Consider the following 16,746-nt stretch of genomic DNA (forward strand, 5'->3'; position numbering starts at 1 on the left):
TGCGGCTTGCTGCTTGGCCGTGGTGACTTAAGTTAGGGCGGTGCTTCGCGAAGGTGGGAGTTACAAGTGTGACGGGATTTGAATGGACTCGCTGATCACGGCGGCGGCACTTGCGCTGGCGGCGGGCGATCCGCTCGGCGCGCTCGACCGCGTCGCCCTGCGCGAGGACGCGCCGGCCCTGGCGCTGCGCGGCATCGCCATGGCGCAGCTCGGCGACTTCGACCGCGCCAAGCTTTTGTTGCGGCGCGCGGCCCGCGCGTTCAGCCCGAAAGAAGCCGTCGCGCGCGCCAGATGCGTCGTCGCCGAGGCCGAGATCGCGCTGGTCTCGCGCGATCTGGGCTGGCCCGCCAAGGCGCTCGACGCGGCGCGGACCGCTCTGGAGAAGCATGGCGACCGGCTGAACGCGGCGCATGCCGGCCAACTCAAGGTTCGGCGCCTGTTGCTGATCGGCCGCCTCGACGAGGCCGAACATGTGCTGGCGGGGCTTGACCCGACGCCGCTGCCGCCGGCCGCGAGGGCCGCCCATGAGCTCGCTGTCGCCGGCATCGCCATGCGGCGCCTCAGGATCCGGCCGGCGCGCGCGGCGCTGGAATGGGCACGCAACGCCGCCCGCCAGGCCGGTATTCCAGGCCTCATGGCGGAGGTCGCCAGCGCATCGCTGGCGCTCGAAACACCGGCGGCGCGGCTGATCACGCAAGGTGCGGAGCGGCCGCTGCTGCTCGAAGAGGTCGAGGCGCTGCAGGCATCGCCGGCGCTGGTCATCGACGCCATTCGCCATGTCGTGCGCGCCGGCGCCAGCACCGTCTCGCTGGCGAGCCGGCCGGTGCTGTTCGCGCTGGCGCGTGCGCTTGGCCAGGCGTGGCCCGGGGATGTATCGCGCGAGGATCTCGTGGCGCGGGCCTTCGGCGGCAAGCACGCCGATGAATCGCACCGCGCGCGCCTGCGCGTCGAGATCGGCCGGCTGCGCGCCGAGCTTGCCGCGCTGACGGATATCAGCGCCACCAAGCGCGGCTTCACGCTGGCGCCGCGCGAGGGGCGCGCGGTGATGGTGCTGGCGCGGCCGATCGAGGAACGGCACGCGGCGGTGCTGGCCTTGCTCGCCGACGGCGAGGCCTGGTCGAGCTCGGCGCTGGCGCTGGCGCTCGGCACTGGCCAGCGCAGCGTGCAGCGGGCGCTCGAGCCGCTTGCCGACGCCGGCAAGGTACAGTCCTTCGGCCATGGCCGGGCGCGTCGCTGGATGACGCCGCCAGTGGCCGGATTCACGACCACCTTGTTACTCCCGGCGCCGCTGCCGAACGGCTAAGGTGTGGCGATATTCAGGTGAGGCCGGCCTGCAAATGGCGGCCTGACCCGGATTTCGACACCTTGGATGACGACCATGAGGATCAAGACATGAAACATTCAGCGGCCGAAATCCTGCGCGAATACGGACCCTTTTCCGGGGTGGAGCGGGTGCATGGGGTGAGCTTCGACGGCGAGAACGTCTGGTTCGCCTCGGGCGACAGGCTGAACGCCTTCGATCCGGAAAGCGGGCAGGCGCTGCGTTCGATCGACGTCGCGGCGCATGCCGGCACCGCCTATGACGGGCAGCATTTCTTCCAGCTCGCCAATGATCGCATCCAGAAGATCGATCCCGATACAGGCAAGGTGGTCGCCACGATCCCGGCGCCGGGCGGCGGCCGCGATTCCGGGTTGACCTGGGCCGAAGGCACGCTTTGGGTGGGGCAGTACCGGGAACGCAAGATCCACCAGATCGATCCCGAGACCGGACAAATCCTGCGCACGATCGAATCCAACCGCTTCGTCACCGGGGTGACGTGGGTGGACGGCGAGCTGTGGCATGCCACCTGGGAAGGCGACGAGAGCGATCTGCGCCGCGTCGACCCACAGACCGGCAAGGTCCTGGAGAGGCTCGACATGCCTGATGGTATCGGCGTCTCGGGGCTGGAATCCGATGGCGGCGACCGCCTCTTCTGCGGCAGCACATCCTCTGGGGTGGTGCGGGCGGTGCGTCGGCCGAAATGAGACGGTTCTCCTGACAGGGGCATCAGGCCTGGCAGCCCGCCTTTGCGAATTTGTCCACTGGTGACTGGCCGTCGCCCCAGTGCGCGCCTAGATAGGCTGCGTTGGGCGACCGCCCGGACATCTCTTCGCAAAGGAACCGACCATGCCCGAACAGATCACGCTGAACGACGGCGCCACCATTCCCCAGCTTGGCCTTGGCGTCTGGCAGGTCGATCGTGACATTACGGCTGATGTGGTGGGCTGGGCGATCAAGGCCGGCTACCGGCTGATCGACACTGCCGAGGGCTACCAGAACGAGGAGGGCGTCGGCGAGGCGATCCGCGCCGCCGGCGTGCCGAGAAGCGAGCTCTTCATCACCTCGAAACTGCGCAACGGCGCGCATCAGCGCGATGCGGCCCTTCGCGCTTTCGACGATACGATGAAGAAGCTCGGCATCGAGCAGCTCGACCTGTTCCTGATCCACTGGCCGGTACCCAGCCAGGACAAATATGTCGAGGCCTGGAAGACGCTTGTCGAATTGAAGCAGGCGGGGCGGATCAAGTCGATCGGTGTCTCGAATTTCAACCAGGATCATCTGGAGCGCATTATCGGCGAGACCAGCGTAGTTCCCGTGGTCAACCAGATCGAACTGCATCCCCGTTTCCAGCAGCGCGAGCTCAGGCATTTCCATGCCCGCTACGGCATCCACGCCGAAAGCTGGAGCCCGCTGGGCAGCGGCCGGCTGCTCACCGACCCGACGATTGCCGGGATTGCGGGGAAGCACGGCAAGTCGGCCGCGCAGACCATCATCCGCTGGCATCTTCAGGAGGGCTTGATCGTCATCCCGAAGTCGATCCACCAGGATCGCATCGCGGCCAATTTCGACGTCTTCGATTTCGAGCTGGACGAGCAGGACCTGAAGACGATCGCAGGCATGGATTCGGCCGATGGACGCGACGGACCGAACCCGGCCACGGCGGCATTCCTGTTTTGAGCTAGTCCGGCAGATCGACCAGCACGGCGCCGCCTTCCAAGCGCGCTGCGTAGCTCTTGAGATTGATGCAGGGCGGGAGGCGTTTTGCTGCGCCGGTGCGATAGTCGAAGGCGCCGCCGTGCTTGGGGCATTCGACCTCGTAGTCCATCACCAGCCCGTCGGCGAGGTGGACCGCCTCATGGGTGCACAGCCCGTCGGTGCAGAACACTTCGTCGTCGGGCGAGCGGAAGATGGCGTAGGTCCGGCCGCCATGATCGAAACGGCGCGCGCCTTCCTGTTCGATGTCGTCGAGGCCGCAGGCCTTGATCCAACTGGACATGTTGCTTCCTTCTTTGTCGCATGATGTGAGCGCGCCGGCTGGCGCCGTCTACTGGCTGCCTGGTCGGGCCGGGGTCAGTTGGCGGCGTTGGCGCGCGCCTTCTTCTTCTCGTAGCGAGCCTGCATGCGGGCCTCACCTTCCTTGCCGCCGTCGTGGAAAGTGCCCAACCATCGGTCGAACGGGATGAGACCGTCGCCGTAGTTCACCTCGAAATATTTGTGGTGGAGGTAGTGGATATAGGCATGGCTATCGACGCTGGCCTTCTCGCCCAGCTCGATCTTGTCGAAGCCGACATGGCCGGGAATGGCGCCGAAGCCGGCATAATTCAGTTGGTAGAGCGCCAGGATCGGGTTGGACGGAATGACGAGGTGCCAGAGCGCCACGCCGAGGTAGCCGAACTGCTCGACCGGGTGCATCGCCAGCGACGACCACGGCGACGGGTTGACCGAATTGTGGTGCACCGAATGCACCCATTTGTAGAGCGGCGGCCAGTGGATCGCGCGGTGCAGCAGGAAGAAATGCGTCTCGTGGATGATCGGCACCGCCAGCGCCAGGCAGAAGAGGTAGATCGGGTGCGAAGTGAAGGTCAGCCACGGCACATAGCCATTGGCGTAGGCGTAGAGAACGCCGACCTCTATCGCCGTCCAGATCGGCATGCCGGTGCCGAAGGTGCGCAGCATGTTGTCGAGGTTCTGGTTCTGGAAGAAGAACGCCTTGCTCTTCTGCTCCGACGGCCATTTGCCGTTGTATTTGAATCGGTTGCCCTGGCTTCTCAAGATGTAGAGTCGGAGTTCGAAGGCACCGAAGAACACAAGCAATGCCGCGCAGTTGACGAGGAACAGCCGCAGGATCCAGCCCCAGCCAAGCGTCTTCATCACCTCGACATCGGGCAGCACGAAGTGCCACCAGGCCACCGCCGAGAGCGCGAAAAGGAGATTGTAGGGCAGGAAATAGTGCGGCAGCCATTTCAGGAACGCCAGCGGTTGCGGCGGGAAGGTAAAGAGCGGCGCCGTGCCGGCAGGCTCGTTCGGCGCCCAGTCGCCGCGCTTGTTGCGTGTGCCGTATTTCAGATCGTCCATGGCGGCCTCACAAGGTGCTGGTTCACAAGGATTGGGAGAGGGTGAGAAAGCGGTCGTAGGCGGCATCGTCCATGTCCACCTGGTGCCTGGCCTCGGGGTAAAGGCCATCTGCCACGTCGCGACCAAAGGCGCGGAAGGCGGCGATGCGCTTTTCCTGCAGTTCGGCTTCCAGCGTGACGAAGTCGGCGTAGCGCCTGGCGTGGCGCGGATAGTGGCCGGTATGAGTGCCGAGCACGTCAGAGGAAAACAGATACTGCGTGTCGCAGGCGCTGCCGCAACCCATGCCCATGGTGATCAGCGGCGTCGAGCGGGTGACGTGCTCGGCAAGCCTGACCGGCACCACCTCGACCTCGATGCAGGCCGCGCCCGCATTCTCCAAATCCTTGGCGGCGCGCAGCACCGTGATCGCTTCTTCGGCTGATTTGCCGATGGCGCGGAAATTGGTCCAGGTGGCGCGGTTGGGCACCAGGCCGACATGGCCGGTGACGGGAATGCCCTCGACCGCCATGGCTTCGATGAAGCGCGGCGAATGCGATGAATAGACCGCATCGGCGCCGCGCTTCATCATCGCGAAGCCGAGCCGCACCGCCTCATCAGGCGAGGCGACCGCGCCGTGCGGCATCCCCACGGAGAGGAAGGCGAAGGGTGCTGCCTGGCGAATGGCTTCGAGATTGTGGTCGGGTTCGCAGGACAGGATGACGATGTCGCTGGCGACGGCGGCGCCGGCCTCGGCCGGGGTGTCGACATGCAACTGCAGCCATTTCTTGCTGCCCTTGGCGCCTTGCAGGTCGTGTACCGTCAGCCGTCTGGTCACCAGTGATCCTCCCATTTGCGAGAGGCGTAGCATCGCGGCCGGCGGAAGGCCGCTTGTTCCTTGATCAAATCAGATCAAAGGTTCTCGGCGGTGAAGGTGATGAAGCGGATCGGCGGGTTGTCGATTGGCAGATCGTGCAGGCCAAGCCGGGCCAGGATGAGATCGATGGCGCGGCGCGCTTGCGCTTCCGGCGCCTGGTCGAGCACGACGTCCATGGTCCCCGCGCGCAGGGCAGCACCGCTGCGCTCGGTGAGTTCATGGCCGACGAAGAAAATCTCGTGGCGGCGCGGATGGGGAGCCAGCACCTCGTTCAGCGAGCCGTTGCCGCCGCCGGCGTTGTAGAAGCCGGCGAGATCGGGGCGCTGGCCCAGCACATCGACGAGAAGGTCGGCGCTGCGGCGCCCTTCGTCATGGCCAAACAGCACCTCGGCGAAGGTGAGGTCGGCGCGCGGGTGCTCGGCAAGATAATCGGAAAAGCCGCGGATGCGGTCGCGGTGCACCTGGTAGATCTGGCTGTGGCAGAGCGCGACGATGCTACCACTGCCCATCTGCATGCGGCTCATCAACTGCGCGGCCATGCGGCCGGCGGCGTAATTGTCGATGCCGACATAATCGGCCTTCGAGCCCGCGATGCGGGTCACCACCTGGACCGTCGGCACGCCTTGCCCTTCGACTTCGGCCAGCGCCGCACGGATCAGCGGATCGTCCGGCACCGCCAGGATCAGCCCGCCACGGCGCATGCCGGGCTCGCGGATGCGCCGGGCGATGGCCGTGGCGTCGCCTTCGTCGAGGAAGGTCCGGTGCACGGCGACCGTGCGGTCGAGTGTGGCGGCGATGCGCTCGAAGGCACGGGACAGGCGGGAGAAAAAGGTCGAGTCCGGCCGCACCAGGATGACCTCGATGCGGATGATGCCGCGATGCGCCTCGGGAAGCCGGCGCGGATAATCGAGCGAGCGCGCGGCGGTGACCACCTTCTCCACCGTCTCGGGTCGCACGCCGCCCCGGCCGTTGAGAACGCGCTCGACCGTCGCGGTGCCGACGCCGGCGCGGCGGGCAATAGCGGCGAAGGTCGGCTTGGTGATGGCGGGCTCCTGATCTGATTTGATCAGGGAGATATCATATCTTGCTGGGAACCCTCAAATCCCCGACCCATCCAACTGCTGGGCATCCTCACCCTCCCAGGGCGCCGGCAGCGAGCCGCCGCGGCTGAGGTTGGCCGAGGGCAGGGGCATCCAGCACTTCAGCTCGGGGTCGGCGTATTCGACGACGCGGCCGGGCGAGGAATCCGACGCCCGCCAGCCTTCGCCGGCGAACTGGTCGCCGCGCGACCAATAGGCGAGGTCGACTTCGGCCGGTCCCTGCTCGGAGGGACGGACCGTGACCAGGATGCGGCTGCCGTCCTTGGGCGCTGTCGACATGTGGCGCCACCGTTCGGGCTCGTCCATCGCATTTCCTCCTGCCTTTGGTGCGAGAGGAAGTGTCGCCTCGCCATCGGGGCCGGTCAACCCAAACTTTGTCGGATTGCACCGTCCACTTTCGTCCTTGGTCTGGCGATGTTCGCCAGGACAAGGAGAGGCATTCATGAGTGACAAGGTCGAGCTGGTGCCGGCCGCGGGCGAAATGAAACTGTATTTCAGCCGCAATCCCAATCCGCGCCTGGCGGTCGCGGTGGCGCGTCACCTCAAGGCGCGGGTGACTTTCGAATTCGCCTCACCGTTCGCGCCAGGGCAGGCCGACAAGTATCGTCCGCTCAATCCCAATCTTTCCATCCCGATACTGGCATGGCCGGGCGGCAGCCTGTGGGAGACCGACGCCATCGCCTGCCGTCTGTCGCGTGATGTCGGGTCGGATTTCTGGCGCACCGGCGATGACGAGCCCGACATGATCCGCTGGATAAGCTGGGGCAAGGAGAATTTCGCCAGGGCCTGCGACATGGTGCATTTCGAGCGCGGCACCAAGCAGCGCTATCATCTGGGCCCGATCGATCATCTGCTGGTCGAGGAGGGGCTGAGTCTGTTCCACTCGACGGCGGCGATCCTTCAGGCCGCACTTGCGGGCCAGCAATGGCTGGTCGGGGATCGGGTCTCCTATGCCGACTTCCGCATGGCAACTTTCCTGCCTTTCAACGATGTCGCCGGCCTGCCGCTCGGTGATTATCCCGTGCTTGCCGGGTGGTATCGCCGGCTTGAAGGCATCGAGCCCTGGCGCGATCCGTTCAGAGGTCTGGATGCACCTCAGCTGCCGCCGGTGCAGCCTGGCTGAGGCACGGCGCGGAATGGCGACCAAGCTGATGCGAGGACGAAGGCTTCGCACGACCGGATATGCTCATTTCGCCTGGGCGAGCTGCTGTTCCACCAGGCCGAGTTCCTTCTCGTAGAAGCCCTCGAAACCGGGGGCATAATGCTGCTCGCGGAAGATGTCGCGCGCGCTGATGAAGGCGTCACGGGCGGCGAGCAGGCTGGCCCTGTCATGCGTCCTTGTGCCGATGGCGAGCAGGATCTCGCCGCGCACCGAATGGGTCTTGCCCCAGATGATCGGCGACTTGCCGCGTGTCAGCTCGGTCAACGCGAGATCCATCTGTTCCAGCGCCTTGCGGTAGCTTGGCACGCTGGCCTCGGCGTCGCCGATCAAGCGGTAGGCCCTCCCCATATTGTGGGTGATGGTTGCCCAGGTGAAGGGGTCAACCTCCCGGGTGATCACCTCATGCGCCTTGTCGAAGGCGGCGATCGCCTGCGCGAAACAGTCGGGGCAGTTGCCGCGCTGGCCGAGCGACAGCAGCACCGAGCCGAGATTGTTTTGCGTGTTGGCCCAGTCCATGGGCTGGGTTTCGCGAGCACGGAAGGCGAGCACGTCCTCGAAGGCGGCCCGCGATGCTTCCAGCTTCTCGGTGCCGCCGCCGACGTCGCCGAGCCTCTGCAAGGCGACGGCGAGGTTGCCCAGTGCCATGGCCCATTGCATCGGCACCTTGTCGCGGGTCCAGACGGTGAGCGCGGCATGATAGGCCTCGATCGCCGAAGTGTAATTCTTTTGGGGGTCGGCGGCATCGCCAAGGGCGGTGAACGCGTTGCCGATGTTGTTTTGCAGCCCCGCCCATTTTTCGGGATAGGTCTTTCTCGTGTAGACCTTGGTTGCCTGGCGGTAGGCCTCCATGGCCTTGGCATAATAGGCCATGCCGCCGGCGCGCTGGCCCATCAGGTGGTAGGCGTTGCCGAGGTTGATCAGCACGGTGGCCCACAATTGCGGCTTGCGCTTGCGGGTGAAGAAATCAAGGGCGTCCTCATAGACCTTGATCGCCTGCTCGAGACGGGCCGTGCCGTTCTCGCGCTCGGCCAGCGCGGTGAGGGTGATGCCCTCATTGATGGCGACGCCGGCCGGACCGCCGGTGAAGACCGTGACGCCCGGCAGGAGCTTCGCCGCTTCGTAGACATCGACGGCTTGCGACAGCGCGGCGTTCTCGCCCTTGATCATGCCCTGGTCGGTCAGCGCGTCGGCTTCGAAGATCTTGTAGATGAAGGCGGTCTTCGGGTCCCAGCGCTCGGCTTGCCGGAAGGCGTCCTCGTAGCGCGCCGCGGCGGTGCGGTAGTCGAAGTTGAGGATCGCGGTGCGGGCATGGTCGGCGAAGGTGTCGGCCAGTTCCAGCCGGCGCTGCCTGATATCGGCCTCGGCCTCGTCAAGCGCCTTGCCGATCTCCTCGGCGCGGGCGCTGGCCTTGGCCCGGAAGGTCAAGGCGAGGCGGATCGCGCCTTCCGACTGCGCGCGATCAGCAAGGCCGGAAAGCCGAATCAATTCCGGGTCCTGCCTGGTTTCGGTGTCGTGCCGGTCGAGGATCTCACGCAACTTCTGTGCGCCCGCCGCAAGCTGCGCCCGCAAATCGGCGGGACCGGCCGACGTATCGACCTGCAAGGCGCCGAGCATGCCGTACAGCTGGTCGAGAGGCACCTCGTTCTGCGCCGCCACCGTCTCGACCATGGAGCGCTGTTCAGCCGGTGTCGCGGCGATGGTCAGCAATAGCTTGCGCCGCGCGGAGCGGATCGAGGCCTCGTCGCTGCCGGTCTCTTCCGGTGCCTGGCCGAAATAGAGCAGGCGGCGCAGGCTGGCGTTGGTCCATGGCAGTTGCCGGCCGCCGGTCTTCACATAGACCTCCTCGGCGACCATGGTCATGACGTCGCCGAAGGCGAAGCCGCCGGCGGCCAGATGTTTCAAGAGCGCCGCGGCATAGGGGCTGTTGCCGCCGGGCTCGCCGTCCAGCGCCGCGTGGCCGGGCTCGGCGGCAAAGCCGATGACCTCGCCGAGGCTCTGCGGCGCGCCGGATGCATCCGCCAGCGGCGCCGCGCCGCGCGCCAGGTCTAGTCCGGCGGCCGCGACCGTCGCCGGGCCGGACGGGGCGGTCAGCCTGGCACCCGGTGGAAATGGATTCGAGCGGCAGGCGTCGAGCAGCACGATTGCCACCGGCACGCTGGCCTTCAGCTCAGCCAGCAGAGCGGAGACAGGCACCAGCCGGTTCGCCGGATCGGACAGCGAAGTGGCGTCCGCTTCGACCGGCACCAGGTAATTCTCGCCGCCGGCCTCGATGCCGTGGCCGGAATAGTAGAGCAGCGCGACGTCGGCGCCGGCGGCGTCCTCGACGAAATGCTTGAGGCCGCGCGCCAGGCGAGGCGCGTCGCCGTCGGGAATGGAGCTGACCTCGAAGCCGAGGCTGGTCAAAAGCTGGGCGACAGCGCGCGCGTCATTGGCCGGGTTGGGAAGCGCGGGCAGGGAGCGGTATTGGGATTCGCCGATGACCAGTGCCACGCCGCGCAGCGGCTTGGCGTCGTCGGCCCGTGCCGGCCAGGCCAGCACAACGGCCTGCAATGCCAGCAGCAATGCAGCGCAAAGAGCAAAGCGACACCAACCCGCCATGCACAACCCCGATCAGCCCAGCCCATGCTAACCGGCATAAAGTGGCGGCTCAATGGCGAATGGTGGTCCGCCGACTGGCGAAAAGACTGGCGACCGGCGTATACACGAAGGGACTTGAAGACGCCGGCCGCCATTTGGGGCGTTGGGTGCATCCCGTTGGGGCGCGATGCAGGGTCAGGCTAGGCGGATGACCGGCATCTTCAATCGGAACGCCTGCCCATGGTGAATGAGGGGTTACTATCCACAGGGGCCGGCCAAGCGATGGCGCACTCTTCGCCCGGCCTTCGCCGTCTCTCGCAACTGTGTGCAACGCCGGGCAGTCGGCCATCAGTGCTCGACGGGCAGCGCCTGGGTTGGTAAGCCCCATGCCGCGCAGGAGACCTTTTTGAGTCGAGACATGACCGTTGCGATCGAGATGGGACACACCACGGCGGGCGCCCCAGCCAACCTCGATCTCGAGGAACTGCTGGCGACCCGCCTTCTGGTGCAGGGCAATTCCGGCTCCGGCAAGTCGCATCTCTTGCGCCGCCTCCTGGAGCAGAGCGCGCCCTGGGTGCAGCAGACAATCATCGATCCCGAAGGCGACTTCGTCTCGCTCGGCGAGCGCTACGGCCATCTGGTGATCGATGCCGAGGAGCATACCGAGCGCGGGCTGCAGGCGGCCGGCGAGCGGGCGCGCATCCACCGCGTCTCGACCGTGCTCAACCTCGAAGGGCTCGACGCGGAGAACCAGATGCGGCGCGCCGCCGCCTTTCTCGGCGGGTTGTTCGAGGTCGCCCGTGACCATTGGTACCCGATGCTGGTGGTGGTGGACGAGGCGCAACTGTTCGCGCCGGCGGTGGCCGGCGAGGTTTCCGACGAGGCGCGCAAGCTTTCGCTCGGCGCCATGACCAATCTGATGTGCCGCGGCCGCAAGCGCGGGCTGGCCGGCATCATCGCCACGCAGCGTCTGGCCAAGCTCGCCAAGAATGTCGCCGCCGAGGCGTCGAATTTCCTCATGGGCCGGACTTTCCTCGACATCGACATGGCGCGCGCCGCCGATCTGCTCGGCATGGAGCGGCGCCAGGCGGAAGCCTTTCGCGATCTGGAGCGCGGGCAGTTCATGGCGCTGGGGCCCGCGCTGTCGCGCCGTCCGCTCGGCCTGCGTATCGGGCCGACCGACACCAGCCCGCGCAACGGCACGCCGCGGCTGATGGCGATGCCGGAGGCAGCGCTTGAGGACGCCCGCGCGATCATCCTGGCGGCGCCGCCGCCCGAGACGGTGCGCGCGCCGCGCCGGGTGGCGTCGCCGGATCTGCTCGACCAGCTGATGGCGGCGAAGTCGGCGGCGCTCGAAATCCGCCCCGAACCGCCGGAGCCGCAGATCAGCGCCGAGGATCTGGCCGATCGGCGCGAACGGGTCGACCGCGTGCTGCGCGCCATTCTCGCGCAACCCGACGCGGGTTTCCGCGTCATCGGGGTGCTCTACCAGGAATTCGTGGTACGCTGCCGTATCGAGGGCCTCGCCTCGGTGGTGCCGGATCTGCCGGAGTTCCGCCGCATGCTGACGCGCGCGCGCGCCGGCCTCGGCTCCGAGACGACGCAGGATGACGCGTGGCGGGACGTTTCCGTCCGCGCCTCGCTGCTGCCCGACGACATGCAGGGTGTGTTCATGATGATCGCGCGTGCCGCCAAGGAGGGCTGGCCGTGCCCGAGCGACGCCGCGATCGCGCGCGCCTATGGCTCGCACTCGCTGCGCCGCGCCCGGCGCCTCCTGACCTATATCGAGGAGCAAGGCCTCATCGTCTGCCAGATCGACGGCACGGGAAAGCGCACCGTGACACTGGTCGAACTCGCCTGGGCCACGGCGCCGGGCGATCCCAATGCCGAGGAGGCGGAGCAGGGGAGCCTGGCGCTATAGGGGAAGCCATGACGCGTCAACTCCTGAGGCAGCGTGGTCGCTCATCCGGTTTTGGCGAGGGTGGTCGACAAATACTGGTCAGCCTGCGGCCGCAATGCCGGCGTGATGGCTGCCCAATTGCCACAGGGGCAGGGGAAAGCGCCCGTGCTGCACTTCGATGAGGCGGAAGCCGGCGGCGCCGATCAGGCGCAACGGATCGCGGTTGAGGTGGCAGCCGCCGGCGATCGATCCCCACAGCCGGTTCAGGCGCTCCTGCCACCGGCGGCAACGCGGCCCCTCGGCCTGGCCGTGCTCGATGAAGATCAGTCGCCCCGTCGGCTTCAGGATGCGCCGGATTTCGCCGAGCGCCGCCTCTGGGTCCGGAATGGTGCAGAAAGCATAGGTGACGACGACCGTGTCGGCGAGGCCATCGGCCAGTGGCAGGCTTTCGCCGCTCGCCCGCAGGCACTCGACCCGGAATGGCAAGCCACGGCTCCTGGGTCCGGCAAGGCCGAGCATCGTGCCGTCGGGATCGACGCCGATCAGCCATTCCACTTTGGCGGGGTCGTAATAGGGAAGGTTGAGGCCGGACCCGAAGCCAACCTCGACGACGACGCCTTGCGCCCGCGGGATGACGCGCTTGCGCATATGCGAAAAGGCGCCGGCCGAACAGCCGGCGTGGACGAAGTAAGGGGCGACGCAGCGCGCGTACCAGGAAAGGCAGGTCTGGCACATGGTTCAGCCTCCATGCCCGGCGGCAGGGGCGCCGGCTAGCGGTTCTGACTTGCGATGGCTTGATGTATTGACCGGTGACATTTCTCGCTCCAAGGGAGTTGATCGGGCCGGATCGGCTCGAAACCGGGGATAGAAGGCCGGCGTCCCCTCAACGTCCTCTGAAAACCCTTGCCCGGCCGCGTGCGGATCGATGGAGCTGATACAACTCAGACTTCTGGGTTTTCCGGAGTTCCGGCTGAACGGGCGGCCGATAGAGCTTGCCTTGCGCAAGGCGGCGGCGCTGGTCATCTACCTCGCCGAGGCCGGCGGGCCGGTGGCGCGCGACGTCGCCGCCACGCTGCTATGGCCCGAGGCCGACGCGGAAGCCGCCCGCGCCCGCCTGCGGCGCACGCTCTACAAGATCCGCGTCGCGTTCGGCGAGGAAGTCATATCCGCCAGCGCGGCATCGCTGAGCCTGCGCCCGGCGCTGTCGGTCGAGGCCGACTCCCGGGCTTTCGACCACGCCTGCGACGCCGGGCTTCTCGACGATGCCGCCGACCTCTACACCGGCGACTATCTCGCCGGTTTCTCGCTGCCGGATTGTCCCGAATTCGAGGAATGGGTTTTCTTTCGCCGCGAGGCCTTGCGCAGCCGGCTGGTGCAGGCGCTGGAGCGGCTGGTCGAAGCCAAGATCGCCGGGGGCGAACCGCGCGGCGCTGTAGTCCACGCGACGCGGCTTGCCGCCCTCGACCCCTTGAGCGAAAGCGCGCACCGCCACCTGATCCGCGCCCATCTGGCGGCGGGCGACAGGGCGGCGGCCGAGCGCCAGGGCGAAACCTGCATGCGGCTGCTGCGCGACGAACTCGGCGTGGCGCCGGACCCGGCCACGCTCGCCCTGCTGCGCGCGCCGACGCCCGACCCCGAACTGGAGATGCCCAGGACCTGCTATGTCGAGGTGGACGGCATCCATATCGCCTACCAGACCGTCGGCAACGGCCCGGCCGATATCGTGCTGGTGCCGGGCTTCATCTCGCATGTCGAGCGCATCTGGGAGGACAGGAGCTGCCGCGCCTGGCTCAGCGCGGTGTCGCGGCTCGGCCGCCTGATCCTGTTCGACCGGCGCGGCATGGGCCTGTCCGACCGCGTCGGCGCCCGCCCGACCGTCGAGGCGACGGCGCGCGACATTCTGGCGGTGATGAACGCGGCCGGCAGCCGCAAAGCCTTGCTGGTCGGCGCCTCGGAGGGCGGCCCGGGCTGCATCCGCTTCGCCGTCGACCACCCCGACCGGCTGACCGGCCTGGTTCTGTGGGGCTCGCTCGCCAAGGGCAGCCACGCGCCCGACTACCCCTTCGCGCTGACATCGGCGCAATACGATCTGTGGCAGGGGCGCCTGCTCGCGGGCTGGGGCGGCCCGGCGGAAATCGAGACCTTCGCGCCGAGTGTTGCCCAGGATCGCCAGGCGCGCGCCTGGTGGGCCGGCCTGCTCAGGGCCGCCTCCAGCCCCGGCGCGGTGGCGGGCCTGCTGCAGGCGCTGCGCGATGCCGATGTGCGGCCGCTGCTGTCAAAAGTCTCGGCCAGGACGCTGGTGCTGCACCGCACCGGCGACCACGCCGTGCGCATCGAGGCCGGGCGATACCTGGCGGCGCGGATCGCGGGAGCCCGGTTTGTCGAGGTGGAGGGGGAGGATCACTGGTTCTGGGTGGGGGAGCAGCGGCAACTGCTGGAGACGATCGCGGCGATGGCGGGCGCACGGTGAGGGCAGGCCCGCTTCCGCGCGCGTCGGCCATATCAGGCATTGGTCGGGGCCGCGCTTGCGAGGCCGGCCGCCGCGACGTCAATTACACGTCGTCGCGGTCCTCAGTGCCTGCGCACGGGAAGGCTCGGGCAAGGCCGCGATCCGCCGAACGGACGCATAGAACCTTGGATAGTCGCCGGAGCACAAATCATGCAGGCGAAGGAACGCCGGGACCTGTTCGCCGTAGACGGACGTCGCGGCGAGCTTTGCGTTGTTGATGGGGCTGTTGAACCAGGCGTCGTATCCGCGGTATCCGGCCCAGCGCCCGTCACGCATTTGCCGGTAGCGCACCCGCAGCCTGTCGATCACGGCTGTCTTGGCGGCAGCCATCTGTTGCGGGGCGCGGGGACTTCCGTAGACCTGCCGCAACTCGTCGCGCGTTTGCGCGATGAGTCCGAGAAAATCCGCACTGCGCTTGCGGCCGGCTTCGTAGCGGCGCAATCCGGCGCGATTGCCGGTGACCCGCAGCCATTTCCTCACGCCGCTGGTTTCGACGGCGACCGCGAAAGCCTCGTTGAACGCGGAGTCGTTGTTCACATAGATTTTCTGATGCGCCAGCTCATGGAAGATAAGGCCCGCAATATAGGTGTCGTCCTGACGCAGCATGGTGCTGAGCAGCGGGTCGCTGAACCAGCCCAGCGTGGAATAGGCGGTGATGCCCGAGACGTAGACGTCCAGCCCCTTCCGCTGCAGGTCGCCGGCGCTTTCAGCCGCTGATTTCGGGGAAAAGTAACCCCGGTACGGAACGCAGCCGAAGACCGGAAAGCACCATGTTATGGGTGTGAGCGAGAATTGCGGCGCGGCAAAAACCGCAAAGGTCACATTGTCCCGGCCGATGTCGACATAGCTTCGATAGCTGCTGTTGTCGGGCAGCGCCAGCTCATCCGTGGCAAAGCGACGTATGGCGCTCGCCGACGTCAACTTCGCGCGCAATGCCTCCGGCGTCGAGGGGTCGTGGATGAGCCTTCCGACATTCTTGCGCGCCGCCATGATCCGCGCATGGCCTTCCAGCGACTGCGCGTAGTAGGAAACGCTGGTGCACCCGGCCACCCCGGAGACCATGGCCACAGCGGCAAGCAATCGAAAAAAGCGCTTCACAGCTTGCCCTGCTCATCTCCCCATGGAGCGATTGCCCCATTTGCCCTAGTGTCTCAAACAGGCGCACCGGTTTTCGTCAAGAGCTGGGGGGCAGGCGGCCTCGGTTGCGCCAGGGAATGAACCGGATATAGGCGCCCCTTATCCCTTGCTTCCGGTCGGTCGCCTTGGCCATGCCGCGAAATAGCTGTACGCAGGGATCAGAAGCCGAACAAACCATTCGGAAGCCGGGACGGACGCCAAATGGCCCGAATCAAGATTGTCCATACGACCGAGTACACCTACCGCAATCCGGTCGGCCTCCTGCGTCACCGGCTGATGGTGCGGCCCGACGACAGCCACGATTTGAGACTGCATCAGGCCGATCTGAGGATTGAGCCGGAGCCAGCCTCCATCCACTGGAAGCACGACACATTCGACAATTCCATCTGTTTCGTCGAATGGCCCGAAACGCTCAGGACCAAGCGCCTGAGCATCGTCTCGACGCTGGATTTGACGCATCATCCCGAAGGCCCGCCGCTGCCGCAATACAGCCTTGAGCCCGCGGCCGAGAAATTCCCGCTCTCCTACGACCAGAGCGAAACCGCTGATCTGGGGCGTCTGGCCGAACTGCAAATGCCGGACGCGGACCGCAAGGTCGAGGCCTGGGCGCGACGCGCGGTCGCCGAGGCCGGCGGCACGGACACGTTGAAGGTGTTGGAGGCGATGACTCGCGCCATCCAGCGGCAGTTCCGCTACGGCGCCCGCCATGAGGAAGGCACGCAGACAGCCGCCCAGACAATCGAGCTCGGCACCGGTACCTGCCGCGACTTCGCTGTCCTGATGATGGAGGCGCTGCGAAGCTTCGGCCTGGCCACCCGCTTCGTCACCGGGTACCTCTACGACGACACCTCCGGCACGACGCGCGGAGGCGGCAGTACGCACGCCTGGTGCGGTGTCTATCTTCCGGGCGCCGGCTGGGTCGAGTACGACCCGACCAACGGGCTGGTCGCGGGCGCCAACCTGATCCGCGTGGGGGTGACCCGCGAAGCCTCGCAGGCCCTTCCAATCTCGGGAGGCTTTGTCGGCAGCGCCGCAGATCCGACTGGCATGCATGTCGACGTATCGGTCTCCGCGGTTCCGATACGCTGAAGCATCTGTCCTTGAAGGCAGTC

Annotated in this window: 15 protein-coding genes; 7 read left to right on the plus strand and 8 right to left on the minus strand. The window is 66.8% G+C overall.

Going from position 1 to position 16,746, the window contains the following annotated elements:
• Positions 1–82: 82 nt before the first annotated feature.
• The 3 genes from EB231_RS15360 (at position 83) to EB231_RS15370 (ending at position 2,998) form a co-directional block, all read left to right on the plus strand.
• Positions 83–1,303 carry a helix-turn-helix domain-containing protein gene (locus EB231_RS15360; protein WP_172349550.1) on the plus strand — a complete coding sequence of 407 codons (1,221 nt, stop codon included), beginning with the start codon at positions 83–85 and terminating at the stop codon, positions 1,301–1,303.
• An 89-nt stretch (positions 1,304–1,392) separates the two neighbouring features.
• Positions 1,393–2,025, plus strand: a complete 633-nt coding sequence (locus EB231_RS15365; protein WP_172349551.1) for a Vgb family protein — start codon at positions 1,393–1,395, stop codon at positions 2,023–2,025.
• Positions 2,026–2,167: 142 nt separating this feature from the next.
• On the plus strand, positions 2,168–2,998 hold the full coding sequence (locus tag EB231_RS15370) for an aldo/keto reductase (RefSeq protein WP_172349552.1): 831 nt from the start codon (positions 2,168–2,170) through the stop codon (positions 2,996–2,998).
• Position 2,999: 1 nt separating this feature from the next.
• On the opposite strand, the gene EB231_RS15375 is transcribed toward EB231_RS15370, so the two are convergent.
• From EB231_RS15375 to EB231_RS15395, 5 genes are all read right to left on the minus strand, one after another.
• Positions 3,000–3,317, minus strand: a complete 318-nt coding sequence (locus EB231_RS15375; protein ID WP_172349553.1) for a MocE family 2Fe-2S type ferredoxin — start codon at positions 3,315–3,317, stop codon at positions 3,000–3,002.
• A 74-nt stretch (positions 3,318–3,391) separates the two neighbouring features.
• Positions 3,392–4,396 carry a sterol desaturase family protein gene (locus EB231_RS15380; RefSeq protein ID WP_172349554.1) on the minus strand — a complete coding sequence of 335 codons (1,005 nt, stop codon included), beginning with the start codon at positions 4,394–4,396 and terminating at the stop codon, positions 3,392–3,394.
• A gap of 22 nt (positions 4,397–4,418) precedes the next feature.
• Positions 4,419–5,210, minus strand: coding sequence for a 3-methyl-2-oxobutanoate hydroxymethyltransferase (locus EB231_RS15385; protein ID WP_172349555.1), 792 nt, complete (start codon positions 5,208–5,210; stop codon positions 4,419–4,421).
• A gap of 74 nt (positions 5,211–5,284) precedes the next feature.
• The gene (locus EB231_RS15390; RefSeq protein WP_172352923.1) at positions 5,285–6,292 is read right to left on the minus strand and encodes a LacI family DNA-binding transcriptional regulator; all 1,008 of its coding nucleotides are present in this window, start codon (positions 6,290–6,292) and stop codon (positions 5,285–5,287) included.
• Between the two features lie 54 nt (positions 6,293–6,346).
• Positions 6,347–6,655, minus strand: coding sequence for a hypothetical protein (locus EB231_RS15395; protein WP_172349556.1), 309 nt, complete (start codon positions 6,653–6,655; stop codon positions 6,347–6,349).
• 175 nt (positions 6,656–6,830) lie between these two features.
• Between EB231_RS15395 and EB231_RS15400 the strand changes: the two genes are divergently transcribed.
• Entirely contained in the window at positions 6,831–7,472 is a 642-nt protein-coding gene (locus EB231_RS15400) for a glutathione S-transferase family protein (RefSeq protein ID WP_172352924.1), read from the plus strand.
• Positions 7,473–7,535: 63 nt separating this feature from the next.
• On the opposite strand, the gene EB231_RS15405 is transcribed toward EB231_RS15400, so the two are convergent.
• Positions 7,536–10,109, minus strand: coding sequence for a caspase family protein (locus EB231_RS15405; RefSeq protein ID WP_172349557.1), 2,574 nt, complete (start codon positions 10,107–10,109; stop codon positions 7,536–7,538).
• Positions 10,110–10,506: 397 nt separating this feature from the next.
• Here EB231_RS15405 and EB231_RS15410 point away from each other — a divergent pair, with 397 nt between their 5' ends.
• The gene (locus tag EB231_RS15410) at positions 10,507–12,009 is read left to right on the plus strand and encodes an ATP-binding protein (RefSeq protein WP_172349558.1); all 1,503 of its coding nucleotides are present in this window, start codon (positions 10,507–10,509) and stop codon (positions 12,007–12,009) included.
• Between the two features lie 78 nt (positions 12,010–12,087).
• On the opposite strand, the gene EB231_RS15415 is transcribed toward EB231_RS15410, so the two are convergent.
• Positions 12,088–12,723: a class I SAM-dependent methyltransferase gene (locus EB231_RS15415; protein ID WP_172349559.1), complete on the minus strand. Its 636-nt coding sequence runs from the start codon at positions 12,721–12,723 to the stop codon at positions 12,088–12,090.
• A gap of 190 nt (positions 12,724–12,913) precedes the next feature.
• Here EB231_RS15415 and EB231_RS15420 point away from each other — a divergent pair, with 190 nt between their 5' ends.
• On the plus strand, positions 12,914–14,458 hold the full coding sequence (locus tag EB231_RS15420; RefSeq protein ID WP_172349560.1) for an alpha/beta hydrolase: 1,545 nt from the start codon (positions 12,914–12,916) through the stop codon (positions 14,456–14,458).
• 78 nt (positions 14,459–14,536) lie between these two features.
• Here the strand turns inward: EB231_RS15420 and EB231_RS15425 are convergent, their stop codons facing one another.
• A complete protein-coding gene (locus EB231_RS15425; RefSeq protein WP_172352925.1) occupies positions 14,537–15,559 on the minus strand; it encodes an aminopeptidase in 1,023 nt (340 codons plus the stop codon).
• A gap of 276 nt (positions 15,560–15,835) precedes the next feature.
• Here EB231_RS15425 and EB231_RS15430 point away from each other — a divergent pair, with 276 nt between their 5' ends.
• Positions 15,836–16,723 carry a transglutaminase family protein gene (locus tag EB231_RS15430; protein ID WP_172349561.1) on the plus strand — a complete coding sequence of 296 codons (888 nt, stop codon included), beginning with the start codon at positions 15,836–15,838 and terminating at the stop codon, positions 16,721–16,723.
• The last annotated feature ends 23 nt before the right edge of the window (positions 16,724–16,746 follow it).

The sequence above is a fragment of the Mesorhizobium sp. NZP2298 genome (assembly GCF_013170825.1).
In the GTDB taxonomy this organism is placed as follows: domain Bacteria; phylum Pseudomonadota; class Alphaproteobacteria; order Rhizobiales; family Rhizobiaceae; genus Mesorhizobium.